The following is a 20,235-nucleotide window of genomic DNA, read 5'->3' on the forward strand; positions in this document are numbered from 1 at the left end:
TTACGGTTTCTCTCAATAAAAGTGCCACACATTAAGAATCAACAGCACACATTTAAGACTGGCTTATTTTGGCGTAAACGAGCGTGCTGTCCATATCTCCTGATGGCAAACGTCGATCATTGGCTAAGCGATCTTCAAGTTGATAGCCACATCGTTTGGCCACGGCCTGACTTTTAAGATTCGAGCCTGCCATCCTAATTTCGACTCTTTTCGCACCTTTTTGAGTGAATGCATATTCTTCGATAATTCGGACAGCTTCACTCACGTAACCCAAGCCCGTTTTTGATGTTCGCAACCAATAGCCGATTTCAAAGTAAGGGACAGTATCGTCTCTGATCATAAAGCCAATAGCCCCGATAAATGCCCCTGTTTGATTTTCAATAATATTGAACCAGAACTCGCCAGTAAAGTTGGCGAAATTATTGGTAGCATCTTGAATGTTAAGTTCTAGCTGCTCTTTAGTTAGAGAATCAGAAACCCAAGGTAAGAATGGGGAAAACTCGGCCTTGCACTCATTTATCACCTCAAACATCTCTTCGCTGTATTTTAATGATGGAGGGGTTAATTTGAGCATTTCACTTTCCATCACTAAGCCTTTTTCCAATCAGAACGTAGAACCGCCAACACAACTGTATCCCACCATTGACCTTTGAAGAATCGATGATCTTTAAAACACGCTTCTTGTTTCATTCCCAGTGACTTACATAATTTAATCGCAGCCAAGTTCTTGCTGATGGTTTCAGCGTAGATACGGTGTATGCCTAACTCTGAGAAACCGAAATCAGCGAGTGCTTCAGCCGCTTCGATAGAGAGCCCTTTTCCCTGAGTTTCCCTCGATAAAGCGCAGCCCATTGAAGCTTGTTTATCGCCTTCAAGACGTAAACAAACGGTTCCAATAAACTTCCCCGAGTCTTTGCTTTCAACCGCTAGCTGATAGGACTGGCGTGGTACTTCCAAAGCCTGTGCAACAAACAACTGAGTTAGCTCTCGATATTTGTTAGGTTCGCAATCACTTTCGTCATAGAAACGCTGATACTTAGCGTCTTGAGACATCGCAACAAAGGCACACTCGTCTTCGAGATCCATATCTCGAAGAATTAACCTGTCAGTTGCCAGCTTAAACATCAAAATTCCTTTTTATTTTATAGCCATGAAGGGAAAAGTCTCGGAGGTGTTTACTCGTATACTTTCCCGTTATGCTTCAACCAACCATGAGTGTGATGATTACGAGGGTCTTTGTGCGTCCAGTGCATTACGCCACCTTTCTTGTTCCACAATCAAATGTCATTTGGGCTGACTAAATAAGTCCCTATCTAGCGGTGCTTGTATTGAGTCGGACAATAACCTCTCGAAACGTCCGAACTGCGTAGTTTTACATGCTTGGTCGAGCGCCCAGAAACACGTGAACGCCACAGCTTAAAACTGCCAAGCTTGAGATGGCTACGCATAAAACGAATCACTTCCGATTCATTTAAACCAAATTGCAGTTCTATTGCTTCAAACGGCGTTCGGTCTTCCCACGCCATTTCGATAATTCTTGATTCATTCTCTTTAGATAGCATCATGCATACTCTTCCTTAATAAACTGGAAGAAATACGCCCGTCTTAGATTTAAAGATCACAAGTGACTACTTTGAACTCCACGACTTATAAAGTTCAGTAAAACAACAAGCTAACTCAAATTATGGCTATTTGCTTTCCAGCCACTCAGAACGCAATAGACCATACTTAATCGAGTCATAATACTCGCCTTGGTAATAACGCACTTTTCTTAGCCTAGCTTCTTGCTGGAAGCCTAATTTAAGAGCTAGTGACATCATCCGCGGATTACCCGACCAAGTGGTTAAACCGACACGCTCTATCTGCTTGTTTTCGAATAGGTAAGATACCCAAAGAGGAAGAGCTAACGCAGCAATACCCTTCCCCCAATAGTCGGAGTTGTAAATGACTACTCCGACTTCAAGCCAACGTGTCTCTTCACACTCCCAATAACAACTGACGGTTCCTACAGGCACATCGTCTACAACCACCAACTGTAAGTCGGATCCATTGAGTAACCGTTGAAACGAACGGCTTTCAAACTCTTCTAGTGATGGCGGTGAGTATGGAAAATAAGGGCCGTTAAACTTCGTCCACTCATCGTTTGAGATAACCAAGGAATAAATGGCTGCCAATTCGCTTGGCATGGCGGGCCTAATACTTACCTGCATTTTCTCTCCTTGGTTTGGTGCTTAGGTATGGTTCTTGGTCTAAGTTCTAGAGGGATTAGTCGCGACCACAGCAGTCATTAATCTCATAATAACCATTAATAATAAAGTAACTAAATCGGATGACTACCAATCTAGCAGCTAGGCAATCATGGGGTTAAATAAGCTTGTGCGAACTCTCTAAGCACTCTCGCATTATTGTGGTATTTGCTATCCCCGCACTTTGTGCCATCTACTCTGATGTCCGGGCTGGAATATGCAGGTATAACATCTCGCTCATAAGACATCACTGTGCCTCTGTCAGCACAAATTGTACCGAAGGAATATTGAGGAGCTCTTGGATACGTTCCAGAAATGTAACTTTCTATATTATCAAAATCTTTCAATAACGTTTTATAGTCATGATTAGCACCACTTAAATGGCCAATTTCATGCTCCATTAAGTAATCAGGGCAGTTTATCGCTAAAGAAAAAAAGTAGGATACCGAAGAAGACATACCACAATAATCAGACTCAAAGCTAAAATTATAATTAGAAAATACTATCCCAGTAAAAATGGGGACGCCGTCTTCTGTTGTTTCTGGAATCGGTTCTTCCATCGAGAGTTTTAATAACCTCTCTGCTGCGCCCAAATCTTGAAACCAAAGGCTGTCGATTTCAGACGTATAAGTCACCTTAGTGACTTTTCTCGTCATTGGGACGCAGGAGTTTTTTAACACCAGATTCGAATAGCTTTCCCATGTCGCTATTTTAGAGGCTATAAATGCTTTGGAATATTCATCTAACACCGATTCATCAACATAAAGGTGGATTTCTGTATTCAAAACCTCGCTCTGTACACAAGTAGGAAACTCGATGCTTTGAGCATTGGAGAGTCGACTATTGCTCAACACTATAATCAAAACACAACCAACTAACTGGATGAGCCTTTTAAAAGAACTCTCACTGACTCGTGTATTCATTTCCACCCTCTCCCTATATTCAAAACCACAAAGAGCATCAAAAACGCCGTGACTTAAGATTCATATCAACCCCCATTACACATATAAGCATTGGCCTCTCAAAGTAACCTGCACTACCTGTGTTTTTCAGAAAATAAAAAGCTCGCCATACAATGACGAGCCTTGTTGATTATGGGAGCTTAACGCTTATCAGACCTTAACCTTAACAGATCTAGCCACTAAGACAGCTGATCGCGTAAAGCCAATTCAACGTTTTTCAATACTTTGAACTCTTCTCGAGTACAACCGCGCGCCACGGAAACCCAATGGTCGCCAGTTTCATCGGCCCCTTTAAACTCTGCACGCAACTCATATCGTCGCCATGTAACAAACGCCAAAATAAAGGTCAGTGCAAGCATTGGTAAACCGAACTGAGGAACAAATGCCCAAGTCGCCGCCGAGAGGACTAAAGCCAACGAAACGATATTGATTGCGTTTTCTTTAAGGCCCAATTGACGAATTTCTAACTGTTTGATTTTACGTAAGCTATACACATCTTTTTTAACTCGGAGTTCATCAGAACCCACCAGAAAGTCTGATGCTTTGTATGACCTACGAAGTCGCACTAAATTCGCTAACCTGTTGCGTGTTTGGTTCTTATTCATCGCCTTTCTCCATGTTATTTAAAGGTTAGTAAAAACTAATATAATCATGAAGTTAATGAACGAATGCTTGTTTTATAAATCAAACCAATATTAAAATCAAGCCTATGCCATTAATAACAATTATAACAACACCACTTAGCATATAAAATTCAAATAAAAAGAAGGCTTATTGAGGAGTCTACTCATCGTAAATCGATGTACTTTAGTTAAGTGAGATATAGGCCGATAATATTTCCAATAACCGACCAAACATACCAAACGGCGGGCATAATTCCTCCTGCTTTGTAACCACTTATTTCAACGCGATTTTTGCGACAAACTTCGTGTTCAAGGAATGCTGAACAGTGGTCACATAACGCTCCACTTGTCATAGGTCGCATAACTCCCTTGCCCACTATCCATCCGGCTTTTAAATACCTGAATCACTCAATTGAACATATCAATATAGCTTATCGATTAAGCAATTGATCTCATAATGTAGAGTCTGTACGCTTACACTATGCACACGGTTACCTAATGAAGATCACGATGAACGAACTACTGACATGCGGTATGGAACAGAAACAACGAACAACGGTGACGAGTTTATTCGCAAGAAATGGATTTAAGATCGCAACGACTGACTTTGATGATGTGACTTTCGAACGTGAAAATGTGTTGGTCAACGTTCGATTTGATTCCTCTTCTAACGTTGAATCGATTTCAACTCTAAACAACTAACGAGCTCACAAGCAGGTCGCTAAAATAATTGAATGGCCAACATTCGAGTCATTTTAGCGTATCTTGCAACCTGCCCTTTTCTACTTCATCCCCATCCTCTTCTCTTCCAAAAGCCACCGAGTGACAATTAAATCAATGACTCGCAATCCCATGAACTTGGCTTATATTTATTAATACCCTTTGTACAAAAATTCGAAATGATGCCTGTGTTCCTAACTCGGTTAATTTATGTCAGTACGCTCTGTGAAAGTTGCGATTCTCAGGCTTTGAACGACATTCTTCAGATTTCACACGACCGCAATAAGCAAAGCCATTTAACAGGCCTTCTAAGCCACAATGATAAGTATTTCCTGCAATGTATTGAAGGTTCGAGAACCGCAGTGAACCATACTTACAATCATATCTTGAATGACACGCGACACAAAAACGTCATGATTTTATATTTCAAAGAGATCGATTGTAGGCAGTTTGGTGATTGGTCTATGGGTGATATTCCACAATCTAGCCTAACTGAACTGGTTAATTTACAGTTTTCAACATCTGATCAATTTAACCCGTACGAAATGTCTGGCGAAAGTGCTTATCGAATGCTTTTAGAGTTAAAGCAAAATTTGCCATCTGAATAGATCTTCGACCCGACTTAATCCGTAGAGCGAGCAACAAAAAGCCCCAACGTATGGGGCTTTTTGCGTTTTATTGTAAAGGCAACTATTCGTTATTCTTCGGTGAACTCTAATCGCTCTCGCTGCTCACCGCTTCTTGTTCGCTGCCAGCAAGAGCTTGCTGTTCGGCGGTAATATCAGATTCTTTGAACACAATGAACGCGCGGCGGTTTAATGCATCGGCTTTTTCAGAGCGTTCATTAATCGCAGGCTGCAACTTACCAAATGACTTCACTTCCCAGATGAACTGCTTAGGGTCGAGTTTGGTTTTGAGGTATTCAACCACCGTTTCTGCGCGGCGCTCTGCCAGCTTTTCATTGTAAGAAAGTGAACCCGCTTGGTCGGTGTGCCCTGCCACCATTATGCTGCCTTGCAGGCCGCTCAACTTCGTTGTGAAGTCATCTAACTGAGTTAGATCTTCTTGCTTGAGTACTGACTTATCGAAATCGAAGTGTGGCGTCATTGCCATATAAACTTTACGTTCTGGTTTTGGTGGCTCACAGAAAGGCATCTCTTCGTACTTCTGAGCTTCTTCAAACACAATAAATGCACGGCGGTTCTCCGCTCGGTCTTTATCTGTCTTACCAAACAGAAGAGGTTGAGTCTCACCAAGATGTTTCACTTCCCAGTCATATTGCGTTGGGTCTAGTTGCCCTTTCAAATAATCTGCGACCGATTTAGCACGGCGCTGTGAAAGACGTTCGTTGTATTCCAGAGAACCTTTGTAATCAGTATGGCCGACAATCGTGATACGCCCTTCGAGGCCTCTGATCTCTTTAACAAAGGTATCCAAGTTGATCTTATCGAGGTCGCGTAATTGGTATTTATCAAACGCAAAATGCTCTGCGATGGCGATGTGCACCTCACGCTCTGGCGCCAAACACTCGCTGATTAAAAACTTAGACACATCGATGCCTGCGAACTTGTCTCGGTTCTCCTGGCTCACATAGGTGTCGGTTGCACAGCCGGACAGCAGCAAAGTACTCATCACTGCGCTTATTAGGAAAATAATTGTTTTCATCTTACTCTTTACTGTCACTTTGAATTCTCAACTCTTAACTTTCAACCCACTTTGGGGCATGCTTAGATCTTACCGACTAAGTTAATAAACACGCCGGATGCGTCGTAGTCGTCATCATTGGTTAAGTCACTATCAAACGCAGAGAAGTTATAACCAATCCCCATTTTGAAGTTCTCGCCGATGTGCTTGTTCACCGAAACTAACGCACCGTGTTCTAGCTCATCGTTGAGTGTGTCTGTTTTCCAGTGGTATTCACCCGTCACATCCCACTCTTTCATCACACGGTAAGAAGCGCTTAATCCGTATAGGTCGATATCGCTTTTAACCAGCTCATTCGAACCAGATGCTCGTTCAAAAGCTTGCTGTTTGTCTTTATGGGCGTACTTAGTACCGATATCCCAGTGTTGGTCAATCGAATAGATCGCCTCAACTTCAATGATCTGACTGGTTTCGTCTTGATAATCCACATCGCGATCCAGTTGGTCGAAATCTGCAATATAGGTGTAGCGGCTCAGTAAATTGAGTCGATCGTTGTAGATCGGACGATACGCGAGGCCGCCAGTGGCTTCGGTAAATTGCGCCATGGTTTCGCCCGTAGTCTCGCTTTCGGTAATGGAGTAGTTGTACTTGCCGAACAATGTGTACTCTTCCGTTAAGTGATGCGTGTAACGGTTGGTCGTCACGATTTGCTGCAGCTCTCGCTGAGCGATGTCAGGGTCGTCTTCACTCTTATCCACTCGATATTCAAATTTGTGGCTTAGGGTGATGTCATCTAGGTCAATTGAAGCATTGAAGCTGATGGACTCACGCTCTGTGGTGATGCTCTGGTCATCTTCAATTTCCCCAAGCTGATAACCGATCCCCATCTCGACATCTTCCGTCACATCATAGCCAAAGCCGTACGAGTCGATACGGCCATGACCATCATTTTCATCAACAAACTGGTTCTCTTGGTAAAAATCGACACTGCTGGTGAGGTCTGCACGCTGACCAACAATCACGTTGTTTTGACCTTCGTAGTTATCATCTACATAAGTTACGTAGGTTGAGTGGTCATCGGTTACATCGTAAGTCACAGTCGCTTCTGCTACTTGGCCTCGGTCGCCATCGGTGTATTCGCCGCCAAGAGACAAGTTTTCCAACACTTGGAATTCAGCGCCAATCGACGCGCTGTCGTTTTCATCATAGTCATCCGACTGGTCGACGGTCTTTTGCCCTTTGACGTAAACGCTGTTCTCACTGTCCCACATGTATTCCAAACGCACACCCGCTAAGGTGGCATCACTGTGCTCGTCGTTTTGGTTAAGCTCTTCAGTTTGTTGCCCTGCCGCCGAAACCTTAATGTGCTCGGTGATTTTAACTTGAGTCTCAATCTCAATCGTTTCAGTATCTGTTTCTAGATTACCATCGACATCGCGCTCTTCATTGGTCGAGAAGCGAGAGAGAACCGCCAAGCGATCGGTAGCTTGCAAACGAAGTTCAGCACCGTATGCCTCTTGCTCTAAATCATCGCTGCTGCTTGCGTAGCTGTATCCCGCGTCTTTGTCTCGATACCAAAGTTTCAGGTCATTACCAACAGCACCAAAAATGGTTGGAGCAAGATCATAAAGGCTGGTGACAGCTGTGATTTGGACACTGTCGCCCTCGCGGTCTTCCAATGTGTCGCCAATTGGCGTAAAGGTTAAGCCGCCATCAACAGAGACAAAATTCGACTCAGTTTGAGTACCTTCACTGTGTGCAAACTCAGCCTTAATGTAGGTACCTTCTGTTGCACGTAGCGTTAAGTCCGTTCCATAAGACTCGTAATCTTGATTGTCCTTTTCTTGAGTCGCATACGTCACGCCAACACCAACGTAATCGTTGATCCAACCTTTAGCACGACCACCGTAAGACATCGCATCTAATGAATCTGAACCTTGTGGGACGTACTCATAGTCGACAACCAGAAAGTTTTCGTAATCATCGCCGTTTTCAATCACGCTGCCAAAGCTGTCGGATAGAATGTTATCGAGTGGCTTGGTCAAAATAATGCGACCTTGGTACGGGTCAAAGTCATAGTCGACGCCCGGCTCAAGTGGGATTTCATTCTGCACTAGGCCAGATTCATCTTTTACTTTGACGTAAACTTTGTCACTTCCCGGTACCGCTTCACCATGACGAAGGAAGTACAGAGAGCCGCCTGTACCCAAGAACTCATCGTGTGCATACAACGAATCTGCTTCTGCGGTAAAACCGACCATGTTCAGACGATCTTCACCGTATTGTGTAGTATCGCGAGTGCGATAATCAGCTTTGAAACCATAGAGGCTACGGTTGTAATCGTTGTTCTCAGTGCCTGTTAAACCCGTGTTGTAGTTACCCCACAAGTATTGAGACTTATCGTATTCCACATTGAGGTAAACCTTGCCCTTGGTGTTGACCACTTTTTCGATGTTTGAGCTGTCACCATAGTTACCGTAATAAAGCTCATCGTCGTCTTCGAGGATATCGAACACATCCGAATCGTCTGAGGCGAACGGATGTTTGAACATGTCTTTGATTTCACTTTCTCGCGTATCAAAGTGAGTTGTTACACGAAGTTTGTCGCCAAATTTACCCTGACCAAAGTACGCTAAACGACCTTGGTTATAGATGTCATTTTGATACTGGTCATCGACACTTAATGCATCGCTATTACCAGACACATTATTCTTACCAACATAAAGATCAGCCAAACCGGTTTGTGCGTAGTACGTATCTGGAATACGAACGTACAGCTTGTAACGACGTTCATCACCGTTATCAAACACAACCTTGGTAGGGAAAATGTAGGAGTCTGTTGGTAAGTACTGCTCTGCATATAAGTTGCCATCTTCGACATCAAATTCATCTTCACCGATGATGACTTTATCTACGCCTTTCAAGCCAGTGCCGATGAACTTCGCTAAACCCGCATTGGTCGGGATGTTGTGACGCATCAGCTTTGCCTGTCCGTAACTTTTACCTTTGCTCTCTTCATCGTCGTTATCGTTTCGGTCGATATCGACTTCAGAGTCCGGCTTAACTAAGTCAGTCACACCAACGGTGGTCACATCCATGTTGCCATCTTTGTCCCACGCTTTTAGGCGGAACATCAGCTGCTCACCGACCTCAAACTGATAATCAACATCAGTTTGACCATCCCAATTGATGTCAGAGTCGTTCGCCAGTTTATCGCCTTCAAGCACAGCGATTGGCTCAGACAGACCAAAGTCACCCACTCGGTACACTTCCAACTGGTACTTTTTGATGTAGTAACCGTAGTTGGTGGTAATGGTGAAACCGACGCTGTCACGCAGTGTGCCTTGTTCGACTTCTAATTCATCGCTGACACTGACATCTAATACTGGGTCAAAGCGAGTGATGTCACGGCTTGCCCAAATAGCGCCTTGCTCTAAGTAAATACGCGAGCTGTCTTGGTCTTGGTTCGGCTTGGTGATTTCAATGCCAGTCGTCTCAGAACCGAGTTTTTCAAGCTTACCTGTGTCTTTCGCTACCGCCATTACAGGGATGGCAGTCAACAAACACGTCGCTAAACGAGACTTACTAAATACTTTCATACAATTTCCAGATACGGTTCCAATGGCTTACTTCTGTTCACTTTGTTGGTCTTTGCGATGAACGCTAAAGTTGAACTTGGTGAGCTTGTTCGGGGTAATTCGCAACACTTTCGGGTTTTCGCTTACCACTTCCATGGAGGTGGAGAGCGAATCAGTGTCCAACTTCACTAGGAAGTTCTTACCTTTCTTATTGAGTACCCATTGGTCGGGCACGTGGTAACGACCGTACTGGTCTGTGTAAATAACGATTCCCTCAACCGTCATCAACTTAACGCCCGGAATACCATCTTCGTAAATACCTTTGTTCTCGATAACGATTTCCCACAGGTAATCCTCACCATCGCGATACAGGTTTCTGGTTACGTTGAGATTTTCCGCGCTCAGTCCCTTCTTCTTATCGGATTCATGCTTAAACTGAATCTGACCTTGTGCGTCGAACTCGATGCGAGAGCCCGCATCAGTCGTGACGTAGAAATCAAAGCTTTGCTGCGTGCGAGTTTTAAATTGAATCACCACTTTGCTGGTTTCTGGCAGTGTTCGATTTACTGAGTGTCCCCAAAGGTCACCAAGCTCCAAACCTTGTTCAAGTGCAGTGGTTATCGCACCATCTTGAATAGCAACGTCTTGACCATCACGAATGATGTGCGTCGAATCAGCGATGTAGCCTTGTGTTGCTAAGTTCGCAGTTAGCTCAACATCAAACGCGGTTGCATCAGCTTGGAATCCATCTTTGTTATGATCTTCAAAAACTTTACCGATGATCGATGAGGTATCGAACACCTTGTCCGGCTCAATGGTCACTTTGGCGGTGTCTTCATTAGAAACAGCCGAGCCATCAACCTTCGCTACTGCGGTGTTGATGTAATCACCAAAAGTGGCACCTACCGAGACACGCAATAAGTAACGAATACGCAGCTTCTCGCCCGGATCAAAGTTCAACGATGTGAACATTAACTTGCCCGTATCTGATGGATCTTGAGAGATAACCTGATCGTCTTCCGTACCGAACTCACCATCAATGCCGCTTAGCACAACTTCTGATGTATCCACGATGTATTTCAGACCACCTGGGTAACGGTCTTCCACAGTCACGTTCTTAAAGTAAGATTCATTGTTGTTCTCAACGATGATCTCGTACTCAACCGCATCACCCACTTGCGCGGTATCTTGCAACGCAGACTTGGTCAGCTCCAACTCTCCAGAATTATCAGGAATCTTCTTGATATGAGTAGTTACACTGTCGCTGGTTTCGGTACCGTCAGATTCGGTCGCCGTAAAGGTATTGGTAATGTCGTCATCCAAGCCCTTACCTAGCGTACCCACGACCTCAAACGCGTAAGCATTTCGTTTGTTGGATTTGAGGTTAACGGTAGTGTCTAAGTCTTTATTCGACGGGAAAGAATGACGCTGAATAACCGCGCCTGAGTCGTCGACTTCCACACCTTCAATTGTCCAATCGATAAAGACTTTATTACCTGTGCTGTTTTGTAGTCCACTGATCTCATCGGTTAGACGAACATTAGCCGCGTTACCTTGACCGTTGTTGGTCACGGCTAAGTAATAAGTGACACTGTCGTCATCTTCGGTGTATTCAGGCTTATCAGAACGTTTTTCAACAACCAGATCAGCACCCACTGGCGGCAAATCCAAAGCAGATACTTGATCTGCCACTGCCTGCATCGAGGTTTCAGAGGCCAACATGCCTTTAGAACGAGCGCGCATCGCTGGGCTACCAGTTAAGTCGAGGTAGTATCCAAGCACATCGATATTAGTCAGCATGTCTTCGTTGACCGTCAATGTGAACGTGTAATCAATCTTGCCGCCCGGCGATATGTCGACCAAGGTGAACAGGTCTTTGTCGTCATCAAAGGTGCCAGGTTGAGTTTCAGCCCCTTCTGATGTTGCCGTTAGTGTCCATTCATCAAACGCATTACTAAAATTACCATCAATATGATCACCCATGGATTCAGAGAACTGGGTGTAAAGCGCGACATCTTTGGCTATACCTCGGCCTATGTTTTGCACCACTAAGTGATACTCAACCTGCTCTCCCGGCACGTAATACGGGGCATCGGTAAACAGCTCAGCTTGAACCACAGCCGCAACTGTTTGAACTGGAGGACTGATAACATCGCCGCCATCTACTTGCGCAGTATTAATGATGTGTCCGGTCGCGGTATCGACTACGGTGCCTTTTGAGCGGAACACAACTGTGCCGTGCGGTGCAATATCCACACTGTACTCAATCGGGCTAATTTGCTCCGTCGTCGTTCCTACCGTGGTTGACTCAACAACCAAAGAAGTGGTTCCAGCAACAAAAGCAGGCCCAGTGGTACCATCGTAATAGCCCACCTCTATCGTGCTCATGTCATCGACAACACTTAAATCGCTGATGTAGTTGTTAGAGGTGTTTTCAATGGTAATCAAGAATTCCAGCTCACCACCCGGCTCATACTCGGTTTGTACGTTAGTTTTCGTCGCAACAAACTCAGAGTCTTTCGGTGTCATGACTACCGTTGAGTCTTGTGGTGTTCCGTTATAAGTGATGGTTGCCGTGTTACTGATATCGCCAATCGCCGTCGTACGAATCAACGCCTTAACATGGAATGTCACGGTACTTTGTGGCGCCACATCCATACTCACATCGATATCTTCACTCAAGTCGAACGTCTTGGGAGTGACAACAGAGCGATCATCCGAGGCGTCAAAGCTCACTTCCCATAGTAGGAATGCCGACTCTTGTTTATCCGCGGTCGTGTCGACTTGAATGTCACTGATGATGTCTTGAAGTTGAACACCAGATGCAAACGCATCAGAGCTGTTGGTTACGGTGATGTCGTAGTTAATCAGCTTGGTTACTTCATACGATGGCGTATCAACCGTCTTCTTGACCGAAACCGTCGCCAACACTGGTGTACTGGTAGCACTGTCATCAAATGTTGTGCCGTCAAAGGTCGCTGATGCGATGTTAGTAATATCGCCTGTCGCCAACGGATTAGTCGCAACTTGAATAGTGAAAACAATACTGTCTTGAGGCGCAATATCGAGCGTCTCATGAAGGTCTTCACCACGGGTTGCATCCGGTACTGGGGTTTCACCGGTTGTCGATACCGCCGATATTTGGATTGAAGCAGGGTCAAAAGCTTGTTCAGTCGTACCACCTGCAATCGTGGTTTCAACCGACTTCAGCGCATCTTCAATAGCAACATCTTCAGCCCAACCTAAGCCGTTATTCTTAACGGTCACGGTGTACTGAAGTGTTTCTCCCGGAAGGTACTCTGCTTTATCGACATCTTTAGTGATCTCAACTTGCGCATCTTCTGGAATGTAGGTCGCGTCTGCAGAGTGCTCACCGTCGTCGCTATCAACTTTAACGACGTTAGTGATCTCGCCTTTGGCCTTATCATTAACAGTGTTGGTCACGACAAATGAATAACTGTCACCCGGGTGAATGCTGTAAGTCGCACTATAACCCTGTGCGTTATTAACCACATCTTTGCGAGCGTTCAGGGCTGGATCGCCACTGCCATCAAGCTGTTCGTCGCTAATGATCCAATTACCTGTCAACGCTTGCTCTTGATCTGGGCTGTTAGCCACCTCTGTCATGATAGTGTCGATACGATCGGTTAGAACTTGATCGACAAGGTAACCTTCACCCGTGTTAGCCACAGTGACCTTGTATGAGATTGGTTGACCCGGTTGGTATTTGGCATCAGGTTCTGCAATTGGCGTCGTTTCTTTGGTTAGAACCAATTGACCCGACTTCGGAGTGATAAAGCCTTCTCGTAAGCGAGCAATCTTTGAATCGTCCAAACCATGTCGTAGATAAGCCGTATTAGTAAAGCGCCCAATCGCGTCATCTCGTACCTTGCCTTGGACGTGAATACGGACAACTGTGTACTTATCACCGCCACCCGTACCGGCATCGTCACGCCCTGCCATCTTGATCGATTCAACAGGTAAATCGATGTCAGGACTGTTTTGACCAACTAGCTTATCTAACTCTGAGAAATCATTAGCGTCAGGGTCTGACGGCGCCGAGTTATAAAGCACATCGTAATCAACCGTCCATTCTGTCAATGCCGTTTTCATTGAGCCGTCGACGGTTTCGACTTCAAAGCCGCTGATGATGTCACGAATCGAAAACAGGCCAGAATCCACATCGTCATTGGTGATGTCGATGTAGTAATTCACTGTTCCACCCGGCACGTACTCAGGCGTATCCGTCCATTTATCAATCAGGATATTCGAGCGGCCCGGATCAAGTACGATGTCGTTGGTGTTATCACCGTTCACTTGCGCCGTGTTGGTAATAGTGCCTGTCGCTGAAGTCGACACGGTGCCTTTCACGTCAAACACAATACGCTCACCAGGACGAAGATCGACAGTTGCATTCAATGGTACGCTACCGTTGTAGTTACCTTGCACGTCATAAGTGCCAACAGGTTCAACCGCAATAGCCGTTGTCCAGCTAGAGAACGCATCATCGCCATCTTCGGTTTTAATGGTGTGAATCGCATCAATAACGCTCACGTCATTTGCGATGCTATCGCCTGTGTTATCTAACGTAACTTGATACTCAACATCACCACGTGGTGCGTAAGTACAACCGCTGCCATCGTTTGAAGGAACAGAACACCCTGCCGATTCACCATCGGTATACACCAAGGTTTTGAAGTAATCGAGTTCAGCATCTTTAGGTGGTATCACTTGCGACGTTGCAGAGTCACTTCCTGCGGTCACTTGGTTCGCATCAATCGTGCCCAAAGCGTCGTCACGAACGACACCGGTTAAGTTAAAGGTCAGCACTTCTCCCGCTGCAATATCGGTTTCAATATCAAGGTTGCCACTGGTGTTGTAGCTTGGTACATAGGTATCAATGTTGGCATCAATACCATTGCTGACTTCATGGATTATATCGCCAGAAACAAAAGCGGATTCCGTTTTACCGCCAATCACTTCGACTTGAATGTCTGTGATTGTGTCTTTGATCTGAATATCATTCGCCCAACCGTTTTCAGGGTTTGTGACTACAAATTCATACTCAACTTCGTCACCCGGAAGATAGGTATCACCATCATTGAACGGGTTGCCGTTGATCGACACCACCCGTTTTTCAACACTGGTATTATTTTCAAGCGGCATTAAATTCGCTGTTCGAGCACTACCGTCATACGTCGCTTTATTTTGAATGTCACCCAATGCATCTTCACGAATTTGAGCATGAATAGTGAACGTTAGGCTTTCTTGAGGCGCGATAACAATTTCGTTATCAATATTGATGTTATTGCCCGGAACAAAGTCAATCGCGTCTGTAATCGAACCTACCGCTGCCGTTTTTTCTAGCTGCACTTCCCAACCAGATAAAAATGGCTGGCCGACAGGGTCAGTGCCAGACGTCGAGGCATCTTCTGCAATGCGAGTCTGAATTGCAGAAATAGTATCTTCAAGGCGAGAACCATACTCAATACCATTACCCGTGTTCTTAATTTGAACTCGGTAGTAAACCTCACTTTCACCAGCGACTTGAGAATACTCAGTCTTTGCCGAGGAGAGGCCTGCGTCATAAAATGCTTTCTTAGAGAACGAAATTTCAGGCTCAGCCATCTTTGCAGGTGGAGATACGGCAATTAGTTCATTTCCGTCATCTTCATCGATGTACGCTCGGTTAGTGAAAGAACCTACTGCTTTCGGACTGATTTTGGCCTTGATGACGTAACGCACAAACGATGACAATACTACACCGCCAAAGTTGTCTGCCGATATATCAAAGTGCGTATCAATCGGTTGATTGTCTTTAATCGAGTTATCTACATCAGGATCTGAAATCCCCGATCCATCAGCGAAAGTTTCAATCGTCCAACTATCAAACGCCGAACCGCGAGTTCCATCGTAGTATTGAGTCGTTATCTGGTCGATATCATCACGCAGGCTAATGTCATCAACGTGCGCCGATGCGATGTTCTCGATTAGGATTTCATACTCGATGTAGCCGCCAGGCATGTAATTGGTAGCACCAACCAACTCATTACCATCCGTGTCGTAGTAAGCCAGAATGTTTTTTTCGTAATCAATTTTGCGACCAGTTTGCGAAATATTATGAGATATCGTGTCGCCATCGACGGTTAGAACGTTAACAACATCGCCATTGGCTTTGTCATTGATGGTCGCGACAACTTGGTACTCAAGCTTAGCGCCCATCGGAATATCGGCTTCAACATTTAGGTTACTGTTGGTTGATGTGTAAACATTGCCAGCACCTGCGCCCGCATCCACATACTCAGAATCAGTTCCAGTTGCGATCGATGTGATGGTCCAATCTGAATACGCTGGTCCTGTATTACCATCCACTAAGCTGACCGTAATATCTTCGAGGTTATCGACGATTGGAATATCGTGAGCGTTACCTTTGCCGTCATTCTCAATCACTAAGTGATAGGTCACGGTTTGAGCGGGCTCGTACACCGCTTCATCAGTCGTTTTATCAAAATCTAAATGGTAGCCATCGGGAATCACGACGGTATCTCGATAATGAATATCACCGACCGCATCCGGTCTTACGGTACCTGTTACTGTGTAAGTCACGTCTTCGCCAGCATCGATATCAATCGAGGTTACGATGTCAGTGTCGTTCGCAACATCACCGTCTTTGGTACCATCTGTTGTACCCGCGTTCGCAGGATCGCTCTTAGCAACCGCCACCGTAAACTTGTTTGAACCTACCGAATCATCGAAAAATGGATTACCTGAATTGCCATCTTGTAGCTCCACTGATATGTCATTAATCAGTTCGTTAACGTCTACGTTGTTTCGATAACCATGTCCATCTTGAGAGTTGTACCTAATGGTATAAGTCAACTCATCTCCCGGAGAGTAGCGGTTAATGTTAGTAGTGCGAACAACGCCGCCGTTATTATGTACCTGATGGTTTTCAGCCACGGCACGTTTGGCATACTCACAATCGTCAGTACAACCGGCATTATCATCATGAATCAGCACGGCTTCGTTGCGGATTATGCCGCCGTCTCTGTCCGCTACACCGTTAGATACCGCATTGTCTTTGACATGCGCCTTAATACGCACCGTGACAAAGTCTTTGGCCGGAATTGAAACTGGGAACTCCACATCTTCAGTCGTTTGAGGGCCGAAACCAGAGCCAGTATCAACAGACCAATAGTCAAACGGGTTTTGATTAAGAACATCTTCTACTTCACCATCTTTATCATTCGCTAGCGTAGTAGTGATCTCACTCAGGCGATCCATGAAGATAAGATCGGTCTCATCAGTGTCGCTGTTATTGCCAATAACGATGGTGTAGGTGAGATCTTCACCCGGCGTGTAGCGGACAACATCGGTCGTTTTGGCTAATGAAACATTGATGTCATAGGTACTGTGTGAGTTATCTATTTGAGCGGAAGAGCTGTGGTCACGGTCTGTAATAGGATCGTAAACATCAACACGGTTCGATACTTGTTCTTCTTCATAGTCAGACTTAACAATGCCGCTCACCTCATAGTGAACCCACCCTCCGGGAGTGATATCAACGTCGGTATCGATGTCAGTGTCGTTAGCAATGTCACCGTAACGAGAACCCGGTTTATCTGTGTTGGTCGAACCTACAATTGTCCAACTATTAAAGAAGTTAAGCGCTGAAATACTATCTTGTACCGTTGCGTCATTTGCATAGCCAACACCGCGGTTATAGATATAAATATCGAACGTAGCGCGCTCACCTACAACAAAGTCGGTATTTTGAGCGGTCTTAGCGACTACAAGATTCGGCTCGCTAGGATAGGTACGTACCGTATCCGATAGATTAGTATCTGGTCCCGTCACTGTTGCGGTATTGGTGAATGCTCCCCAAAGAATCTCACTGTCGACACTGCGATCGAGTGTCCCAACAATGGTATAAGTAATCGTCGCACCTGGCGGGAGCTGAGCGGTGGCATCCAGATCATTGTTATCCGAGAACGATCCAGGGTCAGTCACGGCTTTCACCCACGGGGAGTCTGCCTCTCTTTCTGCACTGATCGTCCACGAAGAGAACACGGGCTTGGTTTCACCCGGCTCGTGAAGTAACTCTGCTTCTATGGTACTGATTTCATCTTTAACATTGATGTTAGAGGCGAAACCGTTCCCTGCTGGGTTGGTAATGCTGATCGTATAAGTGACAGTATTGGTGGTGTCGGTATACGCGTTTTGTTCGTCATGACCATCAACACGCTTATCCAATACTAAGTAGTAATCTCGTGGGTATGAGCCTCTATCGGAATAAAGTACGCTGTCAACCGTCACTTCATTACGGATTTCATCATCGGCAATGGGGTTTACGATCGCGGCAATGCTATAAACGATCTTATCGTGTGGAGCTAGCTTTGCCTTCACATCTAAGATCTTTTGATTCTTCTGATTACCTTCTATGTCATCAGTAAAGCCGGGATCACTGTTTGTCGAAATTGAGCCGTCAGAGGCATAAGATTTCGCAGTAATAATCCAGCTCAAATACGCTTTAGTCGGTGTATCATTAATAGACTGAGTCATGACAGAGACTAAATCATCATAAACCGGTATATCAATCGCATAGCCGTCACCGTTATTCTCTACCGTGATGTCGTAGTTCAGGGTACCGCCAGCTGAGTAGTAACGAGAATCCACTTCCTTTTGGACCTTTAATTTCGAGTTTGGCATTTGGACGCCAGAACCCGACTCGCCTAAGTTATCCCCTAAGCACAAGCCGGCATCGGTACCATCATCAACAATCTGCCCCACACTGGTGTCTGCCACTTTTGCGGTCAGCTTATAATGAACGAAGCCCTCAGGTGCGAGGTCGACTTTCAAATTGATGTCGTTTGTTGTCCAAGTATTGTAATTAAATGAACCATAATTCGATCCTTCACCACTTCTATCAGCGACTTCAAGCTTCCACTCGGAAAATGCTGAAGCATTAGAGCCATCCGCTTGCTCTGTCACGATACAAGCAAATTTATCGACAACTTCGATATCGTTGGCGAAGAACTCTGTGTCCTTGTTAGAAATAACAATGTCATAGACCACTTCGTTATCACCGACTATCCCCGGAACATAAGTCGTATCTGTGGTGTTCTTATTACGTGTAATTTGACTTGATGACGTCGTCAGAACGTCTTTCGAATCGAGAATATTGGCCAAAGCATCGCCAGAATCTGCGTGGCCATCAGCATCAACCACTCGGGCTGCAACTTGGGGAATTTGACCAATAGACACAGGGCTAACGTCCACCACAACGGAATAAACAATCTGCTCACCGGGATAGATAGACACTTTGTCTTCTAGTGACTTGTTGGACTCCTTTCCAGATGCATTGAGTTCAGAAAGGCTATTAGAACCGATCGAGGTCACTTCATTGGTCCAAAAATCGTAAGGGTTACCAACCGTGTCAGTTGCGTTCTTTTCGTTGCTGACATCGTTACCTAGATCGGTTTCAAGATCCGCAAGAAACTGCTGAACCGAATAATAGTACGCGATACCAGTGTTTGCTTGATTAGCAACCGTGACCGTATAGGAAAACTCATCGTCGACTAGGTAGTTATCCGATTGGTTCAAGGTATGTGTCAGGGTGATACTAGGCTCAGTGGGTGGAGTGATAACCTCATCCACTGTGACCAAGTCATCGCGTGTTTCAGCGGTTATACCGTCATTAACAATGTCGCCGACTAAATTGTCGGCAACGGTCGCTTGAATTTCGTAAGTCACTGACCCACCTATATCAATCGACGCAGCACTTACTGATAAGTCCCCTGATTCGGCGAAGGTGCCTGGATCGCTTTTGCTGCCTTCAACCTTGCTTACTGAGTTAACGTTGTCAGTAAAGGCTTGTTGCAAAGCCCCTTCAATATTGAGTGCCTTTATGTCTGAAATGACATCTTGAACGTCGAGCGCCTGAATAAACGTATCGCCAGTATTCGAAACCTTAATCTTATAGGTGAGTTTGTTATTGAGTTGATAGTTCGCTTTATCGACCGAAACAACAACATCATGTTGATACACACCACGCTGAATGGATTCTGTATTTGATTCAACAGCATCCAATAGTCCAGTGCTCGCACTTGCGAAGTTATCAATCGTACCGGCTGCGTTAGCAGAAACGGTGGCGACCATGGTGTAGGTCACTGACCCACCAGCCGCAATACGCACACCTGATGCATCTAAGTTTCCGAAGCGACTGTAATCACCTGGAGATGACAGGAAGGAGGATTGCGCTTGAGTCGAGACTTGCGAGAACGCGCTGACATTATTCCCTTGGTCATCTGTCGTTAAGATATTTAACAGCTCATCCTTAACGTCCAACTCAGCAATAGCTTTATCCGACTCATTCGTTAAAACAAGCGTATAAGCCACCTCTTGGTCGTTGTCATAAGACGCACTGTCAACAGACAGATCCATAACAAGACCCGTTGTGTCC

11 protein-coding genes and 1 pseudogene are annotated in these 20,235 nt (G+C 45.1%); 2 read left to right on the plus strand and 10 right to left on the minus strand.

Annotated elements, in window-relative coordinates; genetic code table 11:
• Positions 1-52: 52 nt before the first annotated feature.
• The 7 genes and pseudogenes from AB4249_RS02275 to AB4249_RS02305 form a co-directional block, all read right to left on the minus strand.
• Positions 53-586, minus strand: coding sequence for a GNAT family N-acetyltransferase (locus AB4249_RS02275; protein ID WP_372102259.1), 534 nt, complete (start codon positions 584-586; stop codon positions 53-55).
• Between the two features lie 2 nt (positions 587-588).
• Positions 589-1,125: a GNAT family N-acetyltransferase gene (locus tag AB4249_RS02280; protein ID WP_372102260.1), complete on the minus strand. Its 537-nt coding sequence runs from the start codon at positions 1,123-1,125 to the stop codon at positions 589-591.
• 50 nt (positions 1,126-1,175) lie between these two features.
• Positions 1,176-1,274: pseudogene (locus AB4249_RS02285) on the minus strand (DUF3465 domain-containing protein); the annotation flags it as partial.
• A 39-nt stretch (positions 1,275-1,313) separates the two neighbouring features.
• A complete protein-coding gene (locus AB4249_RS02290; protein ID WP_017065384.1) occupies positions 1,314-1,565 on the minus strand; it encodes a TIGR03643 family protein in 252 nt (83 codons plus the stop codon).
• A 123-nt stretch (positions 1,566-1,688) separates the two neighbouring features.
• Complete coding sequence (locus tag AB4249_RS02295) at positions 1,689-2,210, minus strand: GNAT family N-acetyltransferase (protein ID WP_017065383.1); 522 nt, start codon at positions 2,208-2,210, stop codon at positions 1,689-1,691.
• A gap of 146 nt (positions 2,211-2,356) precedes the next feature.
• On the minus strand, positions 2,357-3,169 hold the full coding sequence (locus AB4249_RS02300) for a hypothetical protein (protein ID WP_372102261.1): 813 nt from the start codon (positions 3,167-3,169) through the stop codon (positions 2,357-2,359).
• A 218-nt stretch (positions 3,170-3,387) separates the two neighbouring features.
• On the minus strand, positions 3,388-3,813 hold the full coding sequence (locus AB4249_RS02305) for a hypothetical protein (protein ID WP_017065381.1): 426 nt from the start codon (positions 3,811-3,813) through the stop codon (positions 3,388-3,390).
• A 528-nt stretch (positions 3,814-4,341) separates the two neighbouring features.
• Here AB4249_RS02305 and AB4249_RS02310 point away from each other — a divergent pair.
• Complete coding sequence (locus AB4249_RS02310; protein WP_017065380.1) at positions 4,342-4,533, plus strand: hypothetical protein; 192 nt, start codon at positions 4,342-4,344, stop codon at positions 4,531-4,533.
• Positions 4,534-4,739: 206 nt separating this feature from the next.
• Positions 4,740-5,159, plus strand: a complete 420-nt coding sequence (locus AB4249_RS02315) for a BLUF domain-containing protein (protein ID WP_017067227.1) — start codon at positions 4,740-4,742, stop codon at positions 5,157-5,159.
• Positions 5,160-5,265: 106 nt separating this feature from the next.
• On the opposite strand, the gene AB4249_RS02320 is transcribed toward AB4249_RS02315, so the two are convergent.
• From AB4249_RS02320 to AB4249_RS02330, 3 genes are all read right to left on the minus strand, one after another.
• A complete protein-coding gene (locus tag AB4249_RS02320) occupies positions 5,266-6,216 on the minus strand; it encodes an OmpA family protein (RefSeq protein ID WP_372102262.1) in 951 nt (316 codons plus the stop codon).
• A gap of 62 nt (positions 6,217-6,278) precedes the next feature.
• The gene (locus AB4249_RS02325; protein ID WP_372102263.1) at positions 6,279-9,794 is read right to left on the minus strand and encodes a hypothetical protein; all 3,516 of its coding nucleotides are present in this window, start codon (positions 9,792-9,794) and stop codon (positions 6,279-6,281) included.
• A 27-nt stretch (positions 9,795-9,821) separates the two neighbouring features.
• Positions 9,822-20,216 (minus strand): hypothetical protein, encoded by a 10,395-nt coding sequence (locus tag AB4249_RS02330; RefSeq protein WP_372102315.1) that lies wholly within the window; start codon positions 20,214-20,216, stop codon positions 9,822-9,824.
• Positions 20,217-20,235 lie beyond the last annotated feature (19 nt).

This window comes from Vibrio sp. 10N.261.55.F4 (assembly GCF_041470465.1).
In the GTDB taxonomy this organism is placed as follows: Bacteria; Pseudomonadota; Gammaproteobacteria; order Enterobacterales; family Vibrionaceae; genus Vibrio; species Vibrio crassostreae_C.